This window comes from Butyrivibrio sp. MC2021 (genome assembly GCF_000621605.1).
Lineage (GTDB): Bacteria > Bacillota > Clostridia > Lachnospirales > Lachnospiraceae > Butyrivibrio.
In genome coordinates this window covers 345,904-363,160 of record NZ_JHXX01000003.1, presented here as the reverse complement: position 1 = coordinate 363,160, position 17,257 = coordinate 345,904, and the positions used below count along the sequence as shown (strand labels likewise).

The 17,257-nt window shown below is 41.5% G+C and carries 12 protein-coding genes; 9 read left to right on the top strand and 3 right to left on the bottom strand.

The features are described 5' to 3' along the window. Positions 1 to 270: 270 nt before the first annotated feature. Together T359_RS0109615 and T359_RS0109610 are read right to left on the bottom strand one after the other, a co-directional pair. A complete protein-coding gene (locus T359_RS0109615; RefSeq protein ID WP_026517290.1) occupies positions 271 to 1,422 on the bottom strand; it encodes an IS91 family transposase in 1,152 nt (383 codons plus the stop codon). 1 nt (position 1,423) lies between these two features. Further along, positions 1,424 to 2,293: a tyrosine-type recombinase/integrase gene (locus tag T359_RS0109610; RefSeq protein ID WP_026517289.1), complete on the bottom strand. Its 870-nt coding sequence runs from the start codon at positions 2,291 to 2,293 to the stop codon at positions 1,424 to 1,426. A 283-nt stretch (positions 2,294 to 2,576) separates the two neighbouring features. Between T359_RS0109610 and T359_RS0109605 the strand changes: the two genes are divergently transcribed. The 7 genes from T359_RS0109605 (at position 2,577) to T359_RS0109570 (ending at position 8,021) form a co-directional block, all read left to right on the top strand. Beyond that, complete coding sequence (locus T359_RS0109605; RefSeq protein WP_026517288.1) at positions 2,577 to 3,173, top strand: HD domain-containing protein; 597 nt, start codon at positions 2,577 to 2,579, stop codon at positions 3,171 to 3,173. Positions 3,174 to 3,457: 284 nt separating this feature from the next. Further along, positions 3,458 to 4,609: an ATP-binding protein gene (locus T359_RS0109600; RefSeq protein ID WP_026517287.1), complete on the top strand. Its 1,152-nt coding sequence runs from the start codon at positions 3,458 to 3,460 to the stop codon at positions 4,607 to 4,609. Between the two features lie 387 nt (positions 4,610 to 4,996). Further along, positions 4,997 to 5,554, top strand: a complete 558-nt coding sequence (locus tag T359_RS0109590) for a GNAT family N-acetyltransferase (RefSeq protein WP_026517286.1) — start codon at positions 4,997 to 4,999, stop codon at positions 5,552 to 5,554. A gap of 38 nt (positions 5,555 to 5,592) precedes the next feature. Continuing rightward, positions 5,593 to 6,381: a GNAT family N-acetyltransferase gene (locus tag T359_RS0109585; RefSeq protein ID WP_330370178.1), complete on the top strand. Its 789-nt coding sequence runs from the start codon at positions 5,593 to 5,595 to the stop codon at positions 6,379 to 6,381. Continuing rightward, positions 6,382 to 6,837 (top strand): GNAT family N-acetyltransferase, encoded by a 456-nt coding sequence (locus T359_RS0109580; protein WP_026517284.1) that lies wholly within the window; start codon positions 6,382 to 6,384, stop codon positions 6,835 to 6,837. A 34-nt stretch (positions 6,838 to 6,871) separates the two neighbouring features. Beyond that, on the top strand, positions 6,872 to 7,183 hold the full coding sequence (locus T359_RS0109575; RefSeq protein ID WP_197027085.1) for a hypothetical protein: 312 nt from the start codon (positions 6,872 to 6,874) through the stop codon (positions 7,181 to 7,183). A 73-nt stretch (positions 7,184 to 7,256) separates the two neighbouring features. Further along, positions 7,257 to 8,021 (top strand): zinc ribbon domain-containing protein, encoded by a 765-nt coding sequence (locus tag T359_RS0109570; RefSeq protein ID WP_026517282.1) that lies wholly within the window; start codon positions 7,257 to 7,259, stop codon positions 8,019 to 8,021. A gap of 55 nt (positions 8,022 to 8,076) precedes the next feature. Here T359_RS0109570 and T359_RS0109565 read toward each other — a convergent pair whose 3' ends face one another. Then, positions 8,077 to 9,090 carry a LacI family DNA-binding transcriptional regulator gene (locus T359_RS0109565; RefSeq protein ID WP_242839075.1) on the bottom strand — a complete coding sequence of 338 codons (1,014 nt, stop codon included), beginning with the start codon at positions 9,088 to 9,090 and terminating at the stop codon, positions 8,077 to 8,079. A 277-nt stretch (positions 9,091 to 9,367) separates the two neighbouring features. On the opposite strand from T359_RS0109565, the gene T359_RS19945 reads away from it, so the two are divergent. Both T359_RS19945 and T359_RS0109555 read left to right on the top strand, forming a co-directional pair. Further along, positions 9,368 to 15,283: a DUF5695 domain-containing protein gene (locus T359_RS19945; RefSeq protein ID WP_051545208.1), complete on the top strand. Its 5,916-nt coding sequence runs from the start codon at positions 9,368 to 9,370 to the stop codon at positions 15,281 to 15,283. Positions 15,284 to 15,305: 22 nt separating this feature from the next. Continuing rightward, a complete protein-coding gene (locus T359_RS0109555; protein ID WP_035784103.1) occupies positions 15,306 to 17,246 on the top strand; it encodes a glycoside hydrolase family 127 protein in 1,941 nt (646 codons plus the stop codon). Positions 17,247 to 17,257 lie beyond the last annotated feature (11 nt).

Here is a 17,257-nt window from a genome sequence, read left to right as displayed (position 1 = left end):
ATTGCTACGTAAACAATCGGTGTAAGACCAAACAAAAAAACAGACTTCATGTATTCAAAATCTGTCCTTTTGTTTGGGCTTCAGACCGATTTTTATCTAAGTGAACTAAGTCGCGTCCGGGTGGCTGTGGAATTTCAATCTGCCACCATCTAATCAAATCTTACCATTATCTCATGGTTTTAAACACCCTTAAAACTCAAATGCAGTCTTTATTCCACGACAAAAAAGCCTTCGTGAAAAGGCTTGGTTTGCAGTATAAGATCCAGGCATTCAACAAAGCATATATCTGCCATCTATGCGAAAGGTGATTAGAGGTTCACCACATTTGGCGCACTTACAAATATCACGGTTATACAGAATCTTGATCTTCTCGGCAGTTGTCTTGCCTCTGAGCTTGGAAAGATACTGCTCGCATCCAAGAAGATTCCTGCATAGAGTCATTTTCTGTGCTTTGCATCTGCAGGCAAGTAACCCATAGTAGCGTATTCTTATAAATCCTTTTGGGAGTATGTGCAGCAGAAAGCGAGACACAAACTTTTCTCCTGAGATAGTCATAGGCCTGTACTTGCCATCTACACGGTAGTCCTTTGCCGCGAAGGTTACATTCTCAGAATCCATGCTCAGAATACGCCTGTTACTAATTGCAATCCTGTGAGTATATTTACCCAGGTATTTAAAGACTTCCTGAGCTCCCTTAAATGTTCTTTTGGAATACACAACCCAGTCCATAGCGTAGAGCTTATCAAGAAGACTTTTGAACTCATATGTATTCCTAAGCTTTTCCGCACCACCTGTATAAGACAGTCTTTCTGACTCGTGGAGACATTTCATTTCATCAAGATAGTGCCTTTTGAAGACTGCAGACATAACCTTCACTGGTAGAAAGAACTTGTTTCCCTTGTCCTTCCAGTGATTCTTGTCATCAAGGCCACCACCCAGAACTATCGTATGAATATGCGGGTGATAATTAAGCTTGGATCCCCATGTGTGAAGAATGCAGATATAGCCTATTTTTGCTCCGAAGTGCTTGGTATCCTGAGAAAGCTCTGCCAGCGTCTTGTTAGCAGCATGATAGAGCGCATCATAAAGAAGCTTCTGATTGGCATAGATTAAGGGATACAAAAGCCCCGGAACTGTAAATACCGTATGAAAGTAAGGAGCATCAAGGACATCTTCGCGTCTTAGGTCTATCCATTCATCAACCTCCATGGCCTGACACATGGGACAATGCCTGTTCTTGCAGGAGTTGTAATGTATAAACTTAGAATGACAGGATTCACACTCACTTACATGTGCACCCATTTCTGCTGTGCGACAGGACCTTATACACTGGATTGCCCTGAACTGCTCATCTGAAAATGTTCTATCAGCAACCATGGGAAGAAACTGCTCGAAAACATCCTGAATAGTAATGCTGTCCATGTCAGTCTTCCTTCTTCTTTCTCTTGCCCTTCTTTTTCTTTGGATGATCCAAGGGGCTCTTAACACCCATGATTGCTTTGTTTGAAACATGGATATATACCTGGGTGGAATTCGGAGATCTGTGACCAAGCATTGCCTGTACATACTCTCTGTCAGTATGATTCTCAATCAGATGCGTAGCGAAGGAATGGCGCAGAGTGTGTGGGTGAAGCTTGATTCCTGCATCTTTACCTACCCTCTTCACCATAGCTTCAACTCCGCCGACTTTGAGAGGTCTGTGTGGTCTTCTCAATGAGACAAACAGGATATCACGAGGCTCGGGATTGGCATGCCAATACTGCTTAAGCAGTTCAAGCGTCCTGTCAGAAAGAATAGTCCAGTGATCTCCTCTGTTCTTACTGTTGCGGATATGAACCTGCATTGTGCTCATATAGATATCGCCCGGTGCGAGCCTTACGACCTCACCAGCTCTCAAGCCTGAAGAATAGACAAGAGCGATTATAGCTTTGTTTCTGATGTTCTGGGCAGTGTCAATAAGCTTTTCTATCTGTTCTAGTGAAAGTGTTTGTGGCAATGTCCAGTCAACTTTCATACGTGGAACTATATCCAGATCCCATGGGATATGTAGCATATGCTTATAAAAGAATGACAAAGCTGAACACATGCAATTGCAATACCCTGGTGTTGCCCCGTCGTCCCTGCGCTCCAGAATGTAATTACGGACATCATAAAGAGAGAGTTCTGAAATAGGCTTTTCTCCCGCCCATTCCAGGAACTTGGTAGTATGAAACTTATAGATAAAGCATGTCCTTGGCGAAAGATTTCTAATTTCGCATTCCTTTTCAATTTTTTGTAGTATTTCTTCGTACATAGAAAACCTCCATAGTTAGTAGTATTCAGATAGTTACCCTAACCATGGAGGCGGACGTCCCCAATAAAAATGCTTGTATGAAGTAATGATAAATGATACGCTTTTCATGGCAGTAGTAGTGGTTTTGACAATGTTTTGTTTTGGTGTGGTAACTTAAACATACATCATCATAGCTTCACTATCTACTGCTTTTTGAGTAAAAGAAAACGCTGCGCCATAGCCTTGGCAGGCCGTCGCGCAGCGACTTAGTTCAATCGGAATTAAATGTATGAGGAGGACAAGTATGATTAAAAGAGATGAAGCATTTGAATTACTGAAAAAGTATAACAAGGATCCATTTCATATCCAGCATTCGCTGACAGTGGAGGCTGTAATGAAGTGGTATGCAAAAGAGCTTGGGTATGCTGATGATGCTGAGTATTGGGGAATTGTCGGACTCCTTCATGATATTGATTTTGAATTATATCCGGAAGAGCATTGTCTAAAGGCACCGGAGCTATTAAGAGAAGGCGGAGTCAGCGAGGATATTATTCATGCAGTTTGTTCGCATGGCTATGGCATCACTGTTGGATGCGGTGTAACCATTGATGTTGAGCCCATTCACGAGATGGAAAAAGTCCTCTTTGCAGCTGATGAACTGACAGGGCTTGTGTGGGCTGCAGCTCTCATGAGACCGTCCAAGAGCACCAAGGACATGGAACTTAAGTCTCTTAAGAAAAAGTATAAGAGCAAAGGCTTTGCTGCCGGGTGCTCAAGGGAAGTGATTGAGCGCGGAGCGCAGCAGCTTGGCTGGGAACTGGATAAGCTTCTTGAAATGACACTTAAGGCTATGGCTGAAAGTGAGGACATGATTAACGAGGAGATGGAAGCCGTGGCCTAGGGGATGTGGTACTAATGGAAAGTAATATGATATGGGTGTCAAAAGTCAAAAATGCGTACATGCTTGCATGTTAAGCATTTTGACTTTATGACCCGAACAAATATGAGGAATAAGCAATTTACGCAGTAAATTAGCGAGGTTTATAGTGGGGCTTCCAACAAAGGCCAGTAAACTTGCGAATGATGTTAGTTCTTTTGCGGATGCTTCTTTATATAAATAACTAACGTTGTCTGTTTGCCAATTTTAATGTAGAATACTAGCAAAAAAAATTAGGAACAGGTAACATGAAAGAAATAACATTAGAAGAACTTAAGAAATTAAATAGAGACGATTATGAGCTTATCGATATAAGAGATGAAGGCCCAAGGACATATGGAATGATGCCAGGGGCAATAGCGATCCCGTTAGAAGCAGATCCTGAACTGGCGACTGCGATGATATCAGAATTACCAATGGAGAAGAAGCTGATATTTTACTGTAGTTTTGGCCGTAAGACCTCCGTTCTTGATGAAGGCGGGGTTTTAGAGGGTAGGGACTGTTACAGCCTTCAGGGAGGCTATACAGGCTTTATTTGCGCGCAGATCTCTGATATGGGCGATCTGGATGAGCGAAGAGAAAAAGCGGAGCTGAGCATCAGAAAGAAGTTCCACAAGACGCTCTTTTCTCCCTTTGCAAAGGCCTGCAAGATGTACCACCTGATAGAAGAGGGCGACAACATTGCAGTATGCATTTCTGGCGGAAAAGACTCTATGCTCATGGCCAAGCTCTTTCAGGAGATCCAAAAGCACAGACAGTGCAATTTTGAGCTGACTTTCCTGGTAATGGATCCTGGGTACAACTCAGATAACAGGGCACTTATTGAGAGCAATGCTAAGGCTCTCGGTATTCCTGTTACAATTTTTGAGAGCACAATTTTCGATGCTGTGGACACTATCGAAAAGAGCCCCTGCTACATCTGTGCAAGAATGCGAAGGGGCTATCTTTACAGCAAGGCCAAGGAACTTGGATGCAACAAGATTGCCCTTGGACACCACTACGACGACGTTATTGAAACTATCCTTATGGGAATGCTCCATGGCGGTCAGTTCCAGACCATGATGCCCAAGCTTCACAGCACTAACTTCGAGGGAATGGAGCTCATAAGGCCCCTTTATTTCGTGAGGGAAAAAGATATTTGTGCGTGGCGTGACTATAACGACCTGCATTTTCTTCAGTGCGCGTGTCACTTTACAGAGACCTGCTCAACCTGCCACGAGGATGGAACCACATCTTCAAAGAGGCTTGAGACCAAGAAGCTCATAGCTCAGCTAAAGAAGAGCAACCCTTACGTTGAATCAAACATTTTCAAGAGCGTAGAAAACGTAAACTTAAACAGTGTCATTGAATACAAGCAAGATGGCGTAAGACACAACTTTTTAGATGATTATAAGAAGTAAGAAGGTTTTTTGATGGACAACAAGAATTATACAGAAGAATTGAATAGTGAATTATTAGGAAAACTTAATAAGCTCAAGGATTTGTAAATGTTTAAAAAGACAAAGAATATAAGGGGACTTATTTGTGGAATCATCGGATGCCTATGCTATGGAACCGGGCATCAGCTTATGAGAGCAAGTTCAATATGTCAGAAAAATTGCCGTTTGACAGGATAATTCACTGTTAAATGGCTCTTTTTCTGTTATAGTAAAAATATGTTTTTGCTGGAGGGCAATTATGGAATTTGGGGAAATTTCTATTAAGGATAAACTTGGCAGAACTGTAATACTGAGAAATGACAGATTGCGGATAAAACATCTGCAAATCGGCAGTTTGGAGAGGTAAACATGAACCATAAAGGAACAGTAGTGATCGAAACTGAAAAGCTTATTCTTCGTCCGTTTATAGATGAAGATGCTCAGGCTGCATTTAATAACTGGGAAAGTGATGAGAGAGTAACAGAATTTTTGAGATGGCCAACTTATCACGATGTAGAGGATACAAAGAGAATCATACACGAATGGGTACAACAATATGCTGATCCAACATACTATCAGTGGGCTATTGTTTTGAAATCACTTAATGAACCAATCGGGAGTATATCTGTTGTTGATCAGGATGAAAAAACAGATAAAGTGCATATCGGCTATTGTATAGGAAGTAAATGGTGGCATATGGGTATTACAAGTGAAGCTTTTTCTGCCATTATTCCATTTTTCTTCAATGAAGTTAATGTAAATCGTATCGAATCCCAGCACGATCCAAATAATCCAAACTCAGGGGCAGTGATGAAGAAATGTGGACTGAAATATGAAGGTACACTTCGTCAGGCGGATTGGAGTAACAAGGGAATAGTAGATGCGTGTATGTATGGTTTGCTTCGTGAGGACTATATGAAGCTTTAATAAAGAACGGTAGATTATGGAGAGAAACGTATTCGAATATGAAAATGCTGACAAATAAAGAGATTAAAGAAATCGCAATAAGACAATCCGCTGAAGATATAGGATGTAAAGCAGAGGATTTTTTTTCTGAGAAAAATATAATATGTAAGTTTTGCTTAGGAGAAAAGGCACGCAGGTATTATAAAGAACCAATCACCTGTAACTTTGTTTCTTATGGTAATAATGTTGTAGCTGCCACAATGGGCGAAGTGGAAGATCTGGTTTCTGAATACATAGAAAAATATGAGTTCTACCATCTTTTTGAGACTCCAAATATGCACTGGCTTGAGGAACGCCTCTCGGAGCGTGGGTACAAGATATGTTTTATGGCAGAGTATTATCTTCCTGATGTGGAGAGGATTCCCAATAAACAATGCTTATATGAAACAAGAATACTTGAACAGGATGACTTTAAGGACTTATATCTACCTGAGTGGAGTAATGCGCTATGCAGTGATCGTAAAAATTTGGATGTTCTTGGAGTTGGTGCTTATGATAGGGATAATCTGGTAGGATTTGCTGCATGTTCAGCTGATTGTGATGACATGTGGCAGATAGGGGTAGATGTTCTTCCTGATTACAGACAAAAGGGGATAGCATCTGCACTTACAAGCAGGTTGGCAAAAGAAATACTTAAAAGAGGGAAAGTGCCATTCTACTGTTCTGCATGGTCTAATATCAGATCGGCGAGAAATGCAGTGAAGAGTGGATTTGTTCCGGCATGGGTCGAGATGACCATAAAACCAGCAAATATAGTTGATGAGATCAATTCTGAGGCGGGTAAATAAATGAATTTCAGAAAGGCAACAATAGAAGATCTGGATATACTTGTCACCACAAGAATAGAAGTTTTGAGGGCAGCAAATAGGCTTGATGCAAGCATTGATATGTCAGATGTTGAGCGGCAATCCAGGGATTATTATTCTAAAGCTATGTCTGATGGCTCACATATAGCATATCTGGTGTTTGACGAGGACAAATTTATAGGTGCCGGCGGATTGAGTTATTACAGGATAATGCCTACATATCACAATCCAAGTGGAGAAAAAGCTTACGTTATGAATATGTATACTGCTCCTGGCTATCGCAGACAGGGGATAGCATATAAGATGTTAGATCTTCTTGTACAGGATGCTAAGAACAGAGGTATTACAGCTATATCGCTGGAGGCTACTGACATGGGAAGACCTCTTTATGAGAAGTATGGCTTTGTAAAAATGAATGATGAGATGGAATTAAGATAGCATAATTATCAGTAGAATTGACCATGGGGGATGAATGATGCAGTTTGGGATGCCAACACTTGTTGAGAACCATACGCTTGAGGAAAATATAAATCTTTGCAACAATCTGGGGCTTAATTTCATAGAATTAAATATGAACTTTCCAGAGTATCAGGTCCAGTGCCTGGAACAGACTGACTATCTATCTGAATTGGCTAAGAAAGCAGGAATATATTACACTATTCATTTGGATGAAAATTTGAACATAGCAGATTTTAATAGTCTTGTTTCAGATGCATATCTGGAAACGGTGAGGCGCTCTATTGAGGTGGCAAAAAATTTACTTCCTCTGCGTGATCTAATATGAAAATAGGAGCAACAGAGAGTTGCGTGTATTATGAATATCTCTGTATTAGAATAATAGTAGAGGAGGGATTCACATGAATACGAAAGACGTTTTACTTGAGCTAAGAACAAAGAATAATCTGTCTCAGGATGATCTGGCTGAAAAGGTCTTTGTGACCCGCCAGGCAGTTTCGCGTTGGGAAAATGGTGATACGGTTCCGAATACTGAGACATTAAAACTGTTATCTAACCTTTATAATGTTTCAATAAACACATTGCTAGGTTCACCGCATAAGCTGATCTGTCAGTGTTGTGGCATGCCACTGGAAGATTCAATCATTGGAAGAAACAAAGACGGATCTTTTAATGAGGATTACTGTAAATGGTGCTATGCCGATGGAACATATACATACAGCGATATGGATAACCTTATTGAAGTATGTATTCCTAACATGGTTAATGAGAACTTCACTGAGAATCAGGCTCGTGAGTATTTGAAACAGGAACTCCCCAAACTGGACTATTGGAAAAGATACGAAGAACTAAGTGATGATGGACAGTTTGAAGCCTTCAAGAAACAGCTGATAAATGAGATTAATGAACTCCATATTGAAGGAATGCCCAGGGTTGAAAAGCTTAATGCTCTGGTAGGCAGCTATGTTAATCTTGAATATCCATTACCAAACGGAGCCAAGGTTAAATTTTTGGACGACAATGTTACATATCTTGGTAACCAGCTTGAGTCAGAGTTTGGTGGAGACAGATGTTTCGGGATTCTTGCAAATATGGATTTTATAATGGTATGCACATATGAGGCAGAGGGTGCAAATCCAGAACTTGTTCTTTATAAGAAAAGATAAGGTAAAAATGCGGAAGTAGTAGGAAGAGCGGAGTGAAAAAAGGAGATTCTACCAATCAGGTAGAATCTCTTTCTATTATCCTGCAAGGAAGTCGCACTTCGCCTCGCAGAATGTCTTCTTTATGTTCAATTTTTGAAATCAAGCCTTCGGCTGATTTGTAGCCGATATCAAAAAGAGGGGGTTCAACAGTTGTGAGTGTTGGACGACACACTGTTGATAATTCCCTGTTATCAAAGCCAATAAGTGCAATATCCTTGCCAACCTGAATCCCGGCATCATTGCAGGCATCTATTACGCCCATGGCCATTTCATCGTTATGGGAAAAAATAGCAGTCACATGCTGCTTGATAAGTTTCTTGGTGGCGTTGTAGCCACTGTCTCTTGACCAATCACCATTTACTACATACCCGGGATTGTAGGGGATGTTATGATCATATAAGGATTCCTGATAACCTGTTAGTCGCCATCTGGTGTGAACACTGTTTACTTTGCCGGTTATGGTGGCTATTTTTTTGTGCCCTTTTTTGATCAGAAGAGAAACTGCTTCATAGGCGGCGTGCTGATCATCATACAAAACAGAAGGAATCGCAAGGGATGGAGAAATGCAGTAAGCGCATACGAAAGGAATATTGATTTCAAATATGCTTGGTACTACTCTGTGAGAATGGCAGCCAAGATAAATAATTCCATCAACCTGCATGGAACTCATGTGTGAAACTGCATTGTCTTTGATTTCTGAGTATCTATCCTTGTCATTGTCAGGATCAATACCAAGAGTGTTTATGCGAAGATTTTCCAAGAGATAACGATAACCCTTCTCTTCACAACAGGCTCCGATGCCGTCTATTATTGGAGGAGTGTTGAATACGGTAAGGTCCTCTGCAAGGATCCCAATTGTCCTGCTGTAACCGGTTTTTAGATTTCTGGCATAGAGGTTGGGATGATAATTAAGCTCCTCAGCAATTTCCAGAATTTTCCTGGTGGTCTCTTCACTTATATTTCCGGTGCCATTTAAAACCTTGGATACTGTTGCGACAGATACCTGGGCTTTTTTGGCGATGTCTTTCATATTAGACACAGTTCGTCCTCACTTCCAAAATACTAATTACAAGATAATGGTAAACGTTTTCTTAATAAAAAACAACCAAAAAATTGCTCGCAATATTATTGAAAATTGCTATTTACATATATAATGCAACAATATAAAATCCAAATTAAGGTAAACGTTTACCTTAAATGAAATTGGGGATGAGTTAAAAGAATATCATGAGTTGTAGCGAGGGCTACAGCTTTATATATGAAAAGGGAAAACGTTAACTTTGCACACAACTAGAAGGAGGAAAAAAATGGGGGCAAAAGTTGGTGTGGGTAAAAAACGTGGCGCAAAATGCCTTGCAGCAATCCTTTCAGCTGGAATGCTTGTGTCACAGATGTCTATCGGGGCAATGGCTACGGATCAGGGGAATCTGACCACGATGGCAAGCGCAGCTGATGAGGCATCTGAAGAATTATCTGTAGGATCGACAGACAGACAATCTGACGAATCATCCAAAGAATCATCACAAGAGACAACAGAAGAACCTGGGGATGCATCCAATGAGGCAGCAGGTAACTTATCAACCGAGGAGGCTGAAGATAATGCGTCAAACAATGCGTCAGGCAATGCATCATCAGAGGCTTCATCAGAAGCATCATCCGACAGTGCATCAACTGAGAATTCTGCAGATCAGGAGGTGCCTGGAGCAAGGGAACTTGCCGAGAACTTTGATGGCGAACTATCAGAAAACGGTGGGACAATTTCTAATGAATACTTCCAGGTTTCAGTAGGCAAACACGGCCAGATCACAACTCTTAAGCTGGTTGGAGATGAGTATGACACCAACTATGTTATGAATGAGAGCAACACTCCTTCCCAGAACACGTCAGGCCATGAATGGCTTGGAGAATTGATGCTGGCAACCAAGAGTGGAAATGACACATCATACAGGGATGAGAGAACTGCCAATTCTGCTAATATCCGCAGAATTTATGTTGACAATCAGCAGAACAAGATTACAGTTGTCTACAATCCTTTAATGGACGATAGCGTTTCTGCAAAAGAAATAAATGATCTTCTTATTGTTGAGACCTATCAACTGGTAGGTGAAAAGCTAAAGTGGGACATCAGATTAAAGAACATCACAGGCGATGATATTATCGTAGGCGATCTGGGACTTCCTCTTCCTTTCAATGAATTCTGGACAAGAGGAGATCAGATTTATGAGACAAGATCCGTTGATCACAGCTTTGTGGGACAGAATGGTTCTTACATTTATGTAACAAGGCCAAGCGGAGAGGGAAGATTCCTTCTGATGACACCAGACCAGAGTACTGATGCAGGATTTGAGTATCAGGATCACTGGCGCACTAATGAGCGTGAAAGCTATGAAGCTGCGTGGTGTCAGGATCAGTCAGGATGGCAGAACGGACTTAATGTCTTTTACATTCATTCTGATAACATCAAAAAGACTAACCGGGGATACCTGCCTAATACCAGTCTTACCCTTGGACAGGGAGAGGAAAAGAATTACACCTTTAATTTCAGTGCAGTTCCAAATCAGGAGTCTCTTGGATCAGCTCTTTACAATGAAGGAATTATTGATGCGGTAGCAGTTCCAGGCATGACTTTTGCAAGAAATATGCCGGCCAAAATGTACCTTCATACAACAATAGATCCAGAGGATATTTCTATAGATATAAAGTGCCCGGATCAGCTTAATCTTTTTGCAGGGCACGCTTCTACCGTAAGTTCAACTCTTCCTCATCAGGGCGATGCAACAATGACCTATGAAAAGACGGTAGAAAAAGACGGTGAGCAGTATCACGTATATGATCTTAAGTTTTACGATCTTGGCCACCATAATGTTACAGTAAGCTGGCAGGATAAAAAGACAACCTTCCAGTTCTACATCATGGATGACATAGATGGGGCGCTGGAAACTCATTCAACTTTCATGGTTGACAAGACACAGCTTGATCTTCCAGGGCAGACCGGAGATAAAGTCTTTGATGACTGGATGATGGATCAGAAGACTACCAGAAACAATGTAGAGCGTGACTACTTTAACATGAGCTATTGGGGGTGGGGAGATGACTGGGGATTAACCCATGGAACGTTCCTTGCTGAAAAGAATGTATATCAGCCCAAGGCATCTGAAGTAGAAGCTCTTGATGAATATCTTGATAAAGCTATTTGGAATGGTCTCATGCAGGAACATCATAATGACTATCTGGTACATGATTTCCTAATGAATGAGCCAAACGCATCACCTACTTATAGAGGCTATGCTTACCCTCATATTTATAACACCTATTTCATGATGTACAAGATAGCCAGCAAGTATCCAGATCTTGTGGACTATAAAGAAACACCTGATACATATCTTTTAAGGGCCTATAACATTCTATACGCTCTGTATTATGGAAACGGTGTAGCCTATAACTGGAGCACTGGTGTAATGGGAGAGAGCACAACACCGGCAATCATCGATGCTCTCAGAGCAGAAGGCTTTGAAACTCAGGCAAGTAATGTAGAAGCAATAATGAACGAAAAATATAACAGCTTCAAGCGTCAGAGATATCCTTATGGTTCTGAGTACTCATATGACAATACTGGTGAAGAAGCGGTATACGTTCTTGCCAAGATGCAGCTTGAGGCAGGAAAAGATACAACTAATGCCGAGAGAATGTTGTCAGCTATTGATCTTAAGACAAGAGCCTGCAGAGGAACTCAGCCTATATGGTACGAGTACAGTGTTCCTGTAACTAACTGCGGTGAGAACTGGTGGCAGTTCCAATACTCGATGTCCCTGGTTGGTTTCTGTATGGATGACTATATCCGTTATCAGAACAATGGCCTTTCTGATGAAGAAAAGGCAGAGGCTCAGAGACTTAGCTATGCAGCCAAGCTTGGAAATCTGACCTGTATCAATTCAGGACAGATAGATGCAGATTCTGAGAACATTGGTGCCGCAGCTTGGACCTATCAGGCTGAGATGGGTAATCTGGGCGGACAGGGAACTGGCGGTGGAAAACTCCATAATGGCTGGAGACAGATGACAGGAGAGGCTGACCTGGGATTATTTGGTGCTGTACAGATTCTTTCATCAGACGTGGCTGAGGATCCTATATTTGGACTCTTTGGATATGGCTGTGAAGTATCTGAGAATAACGGTCAGTATGTAGTAATACCACTCGATGGTCTTTATACAAAATTAAATCTAATAAATGAAGAATTATATCTTGAACTTGAAAGAGATCAGTATACTACCGCAACCATAAGTGACAGCAAAGACGCTCTTTCTTTTACCATCAAAAACCTCGAGGAAACAGGTCACACTTCAGAAGTTACTCTCTATGGTTTAAACGAAGGGGCCTACACACTTCTGGTTGATGGAGAAGCTCAGTGCGGATTTGTAGTAACTTCTTCAAAGGAAGAAGTTACAGTGCCTGTAAGACTTTCAGGTGTTCAGTTCCAGGAGGTACAGGTAGTAGCCGGAGCCTTTGAAGGCAGCGTGGTAGTAAATGCAGGTAAAGATTTCACAGCTGATATCTATGACGAAGTAAAGCTTGCAGGAACTATAACAGATAGCAGTAATGCAGCTAATAAGATTTCTGGAACATGGACTGTTACTGCATCTCCGGAGGATGGAAGTGCAATTCTTGCAACACCTGATAATCTCAGCACTTATGTAACCTTTAGTAAGGCTGGCGCTTATGAGTTTACACTTACCGCTTCTACAGGAGAGTCAGACAGCGTAGTGGTTACTGTAACAGATGATAATCAGCTTCCTGAGCTTATAGCAGAGTATACCTTTGACAATATAAGTGGCAAAAAGATATTAAACGAAGTTGAAGGAGGCAAGGCTGCCGAGGCAGTTGGAAACTTTGCTACAGGTAATGGAAAAGATGATACTAAGGGGCTTAGTGTAAACGGAAGCAATTCAAGTGGTTATGTAAGACTTGATGAGAGCCTTTTCAAGAGACTTAATGAAAGCACCATAAGTGCTGATATTAAGCTCAACGCATCTCAAGGTAATGGGGCCAAGGTATTTAGCCTTGATGATAATGCAGGCAAAAAGATTGCTATTTCTTTTGAAAATGGAAATGAACTTGTTCTTTCAATAAATGGAACAGCCTACAAGACAGGAGTGGCTATATCCAAGGATTTCTGGAAGAATGTAGCACTTACACTTGATGGACAGACAGCAGTTGTTTACGTGGACGGCTATGAAAAGCTCAGTGAGCCTTGCACACTTACACTGGGACAGCTTTCCTCTAATCAGTCAGATTACATTGGAAGAGGAACAAATCAGACAGATCCATACTTTGATGGAATTATAGATAATTTCAGAATCTATTCTGTAGCACTGGATTCTCAGAGAGCACTTGAAATTTTTGGAACCGGTGAAGAAGTTACTATAACTTCCGCAATAGCAGGAGATGTGGTCACACCAGTAGGAAAGGCACCTAAGCTGCCTACACAGGTGCAGGTTCTTTATTCAAACGGCTTGTTTGAAAAAGCAGATGTTACATGGGCTGAAATTGATCCTGAGAAATATAGCAAGGCTGGAGTATTTACAGTAACTGGCCAGGTAGCAGGATATGATGTAACAGCCACATTAACAGTAATGGTTGTAAATGGAAGCCTTGTAAATCTGGCTGAAAATGCAGTGCCTTCTGCTATTTACGAGAATAGAAATGATCTGGGCGGATGTCCGACACTTAACGACGGCTACGAGCCAACCTCCAGTAGAGATACAAGCCATGGCGCTTGGCACAACTGGGGCGGCAATAATGGCGCACAGGCATGGGTACAGTACACTTGGGAAGAGGAACAGATACTTACAGGAACTGACGCTTATTATTTCAGAGATGGAAATGGAAACTTCAATCCTGCATCAGTTAATTACTATTATCTTGATGCTGATGGAGTAACATGGAAGAATTTCACAGGCGTTGAGGGGCTTGGAGTTGAGCTAAACAAGTATAACAGGACCACATTTGATCCTGTCAAGACTACAGCAATCAGGATGATCATGAATCCACAGAACCTTGGCAGTGGCGTTATCGAATGGAAGGTTTACGGATATGGAGATGCGCTTTCAGCGGCCAAGCAGGCACTGAAAGATGATATCAAGGCTTATAAGCTGGTAAAAAAGACACATGTAATAGAAGGCTTTGATGGTCTTACAGCTGCTATAGCTGCTGCAGAAGAACTCCTCAAGAAAGAAGGTGCAAGTGATACAGAACTAAGAGCAGCTGATGAAGCTATTGCTTCTGCATTTGCAAATCTCAAGGTTGAGGGCGATAACCTTGCATTTATCGCACAGCTGTCAGCCTCATATACATCCAGTTGGGAATCACTTCCTGCAGTTAACGACGGTAATCTTCCAATAGATTCCTACAACAGCAGGTATGGTCACTGGGGAACCTGGGGAAATACTTCTGCAAGAGAGTCTTTAACATATCTTTGGCCAACAGAAGTTACCTTTAATACCTCCAATATGTACCTGTGGTATGACGGATCTGAGATTGACAATGGTGGAATCAATTATCCTTCTCAGATCACCTACGAGATTATTGATGAAGATGGTAAATGGCAAAAGATTGCAACTGTATCTGCAGCAGAGCTGATTGTTGATGACTTTACAGTATCAGAATTTGAGAGCATCACTACAAAAGGCATCCGTGCTACATTTACAAAACTTGAAAATGACTACACAGGAGTAGGTGTTCATGAGTGGCAGATAGTAAATGTGGAAAAAGAGGAGCCTGTAAAGGCGACACTTATCAGAAAATATGGTTCATACTATCTGGTTACTGAGGATGGAACAAAACTCACAGGCCTTCAGATGGTAGAGGGTTCTTATCGCTACTTCAAGGAGCCAAAAGGAACAATGGCTATAAGCCAGTTCGTAACAATTGATGGAGAGACATACTATTTTGACTCAGAGGGACGAATGGTCACAGGATTTATGACCAAGTGGATACGCACCTATTATTTTGATGAAAAGGGCGTTCAGGTCACTGGCAGAGTTTATGAAGTAGAAGGAGATAAGTACTACTTTAATGAAAAGGGATGCATGGTAGTAAGTTCCTTTGTTGACCTTGAAGATGGAAGACATTATTTCGATTCAGAAGGTCATATGGTAATAGGCAGAACTATTACAAAATGGTTTAAGAAGTACACCTTTGATGAAAACGGAGTGCTTATTAACTAAAAAATATGAAGGGGCATTGGGCATGGAAAAAGAAATAAGGCCATTGAAACTTCAGCAGGTAAAAGTCACTGATCCTTTATTCGGGCATTATATCAATAAAGTAAGTGAAGTCATGCTGGTTCATCAGTGGAAAGCTCTAAATGATGAACTGGAAGGAACTGATCCTACGGGATGTATCAAAAACTTCCGTATAGCTGCCGGACTACAAGAGGGAGAACGGCAAGGAGTAGTTTTTCTTGATACTGATCTATATAAGTGGATAGAGTCAGCTGCCTATTGCATTGCAATAGGTAGCGGGACTCAGTTTGAAGGTAAAATTGATCAGGTGATCGATATTTTAGAAAAGGCTCAGGAAAAAGACGGATATTTAAATACTTACTTTCAGATAACAGCTCCGGAAAAGAAATGGACCAACCTGGTTGAGGGACACGAATTATATACCTCAGGACATATGATTGAGGCAGCGGTTGCTTATGCACTGGCCACTGGTAAGGAGAAATTTCTTCAAATTGCAATTAGGAATGCTGACCTTATTTGCAGGGTATTTGGAACAAAGAAAGGACAGATTCCCGGAGTTCCGGGGCATGAAGAAATTGAGTTGGCTTTGATCAAGCTTTATAGGTGGACCAGGGATGACAAGTACTTAAAGCAGGCTGATTATTTTGTCAGGCAGAGGGGAACTGCACCTAATTATTTGCAGAATGAGATTGATGGCAGAAAAGGTCCTGAGTTCTTTCCTGAGTTTAGAAACTATTCTATGAAGTATGCACAGGCAGAAAAGCCTCCGGTAGAACAAACTGAGGCTGAAGGTCATGCTGTAAGGGCAATGTACCTGTACAGTGCTATGGCAGACCTGGCAAAATGGCAGCAGGATAAAGAGATGGAAAAAGCCTGTGACAGACTGTGGGATAACATGGTAGGCAAGAGAATGTATATCACAGGAGGAATTGGCAGCAGCGGATTTTTGGAGTGCTTTACCACAGATTACGACCTGCCTAACAGCACAAATTATTGTGAGACTTGTGCTTCTGTGGGAATGATGATGTTTGGACAGAGGATGGCTGCCCTAAAGAAAAATGCAAGCTATTATGATACAGTTGAAAGAGTATTGTACAACACTATTCTGGCAGCTATGAATCTTGAAGGGGACAGATATTTTTACGTAAATCCATTAGAGATGATTCCGCAGTTTTGCACTGAGAATACTTATATGGATCACGTTAAACCTGTCAGGCAGAAGTGGTTTAGTGTTGCCTGCTGTCCTCCTAATCTTGCGAGAACGCTGGCGTCTCTTTCTCAGTATTTATATGCTTGTGATGAAAAGGGAATCTACATTAATCAGTTCATATCATCAACCCTTTCGGTGGATAATTCCGGTCAGGAAATATTAGTGGAGCTTAAGTCAGCTCTTTTGACAGATGGAACAGTAGATATCAGGATTTCTACTCTGCAGGCTACAGATATCAGGATAAGAGTTCCGGCCTATGCCAAAGATATGGAGATAGCCCTTGATGGTGAAAAGCTTTCCTATAAAGCTGAAAATAATTATGCCGTAATTTCTCTTGAGGGTGGTAAACACACAATCGAGCTTAATATGGGAGTTCATCCAAAATTTGTGGCAGCAGACCACAATGTCAGGGCTGATGCAGGTAAGGTTGCTGTAATGCATGGACCTATGGTCTATTGCCTGGAGGAGGCGGACAATGGACAGAACTTATCTGACATTTACGTGGACACTGATGCTAATCTGCTAAAGGGCAAAGCTTATGAAGAATTCCCGGGAGAAGTACCGGCGATAGAGTATGAGGGCTACAGGGTTAAGAGTGTTGGTATTGAAGATGGCAGCCTTTACGGAGAGGCAAGATTTACTAAGAAGCCTGTGAAGATCAGAGCGGTTCCCTATGCTTTTTGGAACAACAGAGGTATTGGAGAGATGGAAGTCTGGCAGAATATTTCTATCTAAAGATAGAACAT

Excerpts from the sequence above, each read along its gene's own strand:
- T359_RS0109605 (WP_026517288.1), top strand. The coding sequence starts at position 2,577 with ATGATTAAAAGAGATGAAGCATTTGAATTACTGAAAAAGTATAACAAG.
- T359_RS0109610 (WP_026517289.1), bottom strand. The coding sequence starts at position 2,293 with ATGTACGAAGAAATACTACAAAAAATTGAAAAGGAATGCGAAATTAGA.
- T359_RS0109555 (WP_035784103.1), top strand. The coding sequence starts at position 15,306 with ATGGAAAAAGAAATAAGGCCATTGAAACTTCAGCAGGTAAAAGTCACT.
- T359_RS0109615 (WP_026517290.1), bottom strand. The coding sequence starts at position 1,422 with ATGGACAGCATTACTATTCAGGATGTTTTCGAGCAGTTTCTTCCCATG.
- T359_RS0109600 (WP_026517287.1), top strand. The coding sequence starts at position 3,458 with ATGAAAGAAATAACATTAGAAGAACTTAAGAAATTAAATAGAGACGAT.
- T359_RS0109580 (WP_026517284.1), top strand. The coding sequence starts at position 6,382 with ATGAATTTCAGAAAGGCAACAATAGAAGATCTGGATATACTTGTCACC.
- T359_RS0109575 (WP_197027085.1), top strand. The coding sequence starts at position 6,872 with ATGATGCAGTTTGGGATGCCAACACTTGTTGAGAACCATACGCTTGAG.
- T359_RS0109570 (WP_026517282.1), top strand. The coding sequence starts at position 7,257 with ATGAATACGAAAGACGTTTTACTTGAGCTAAGAACAAAGAATAATCTG.
- T359_RS0109565 (WP_242839075.1), bottom strand. The coding sequence starts at position 9,090 with ATGAAAGACATCGCCAAAAAAGCCCAGGTATCTGTCGCAACAGTATCC.
- T359_RS0109590 (WP_026517286.1), top strand. The coding sequence starts at position 4,997 with ATGAACCATAAAGGAACAGTAGTGATCGAAACTGAAAAGCTTATTCTT.
- T359_RS19945 (WP_051545208.1), top strand. The coding sequence starts at position 9,368 with ATGGGGGCAAAAGTTGGTGTGGGTAAAAAACGTGGCGCAAAATGCCTT.
- T359_RS0109585 (WP_330370178.1), top strand. The coding sequence starts at position 5,593 with ATGAAAATGCTGACAAATAAAGAGATTAAAGAAATCGCAATAAGACAA.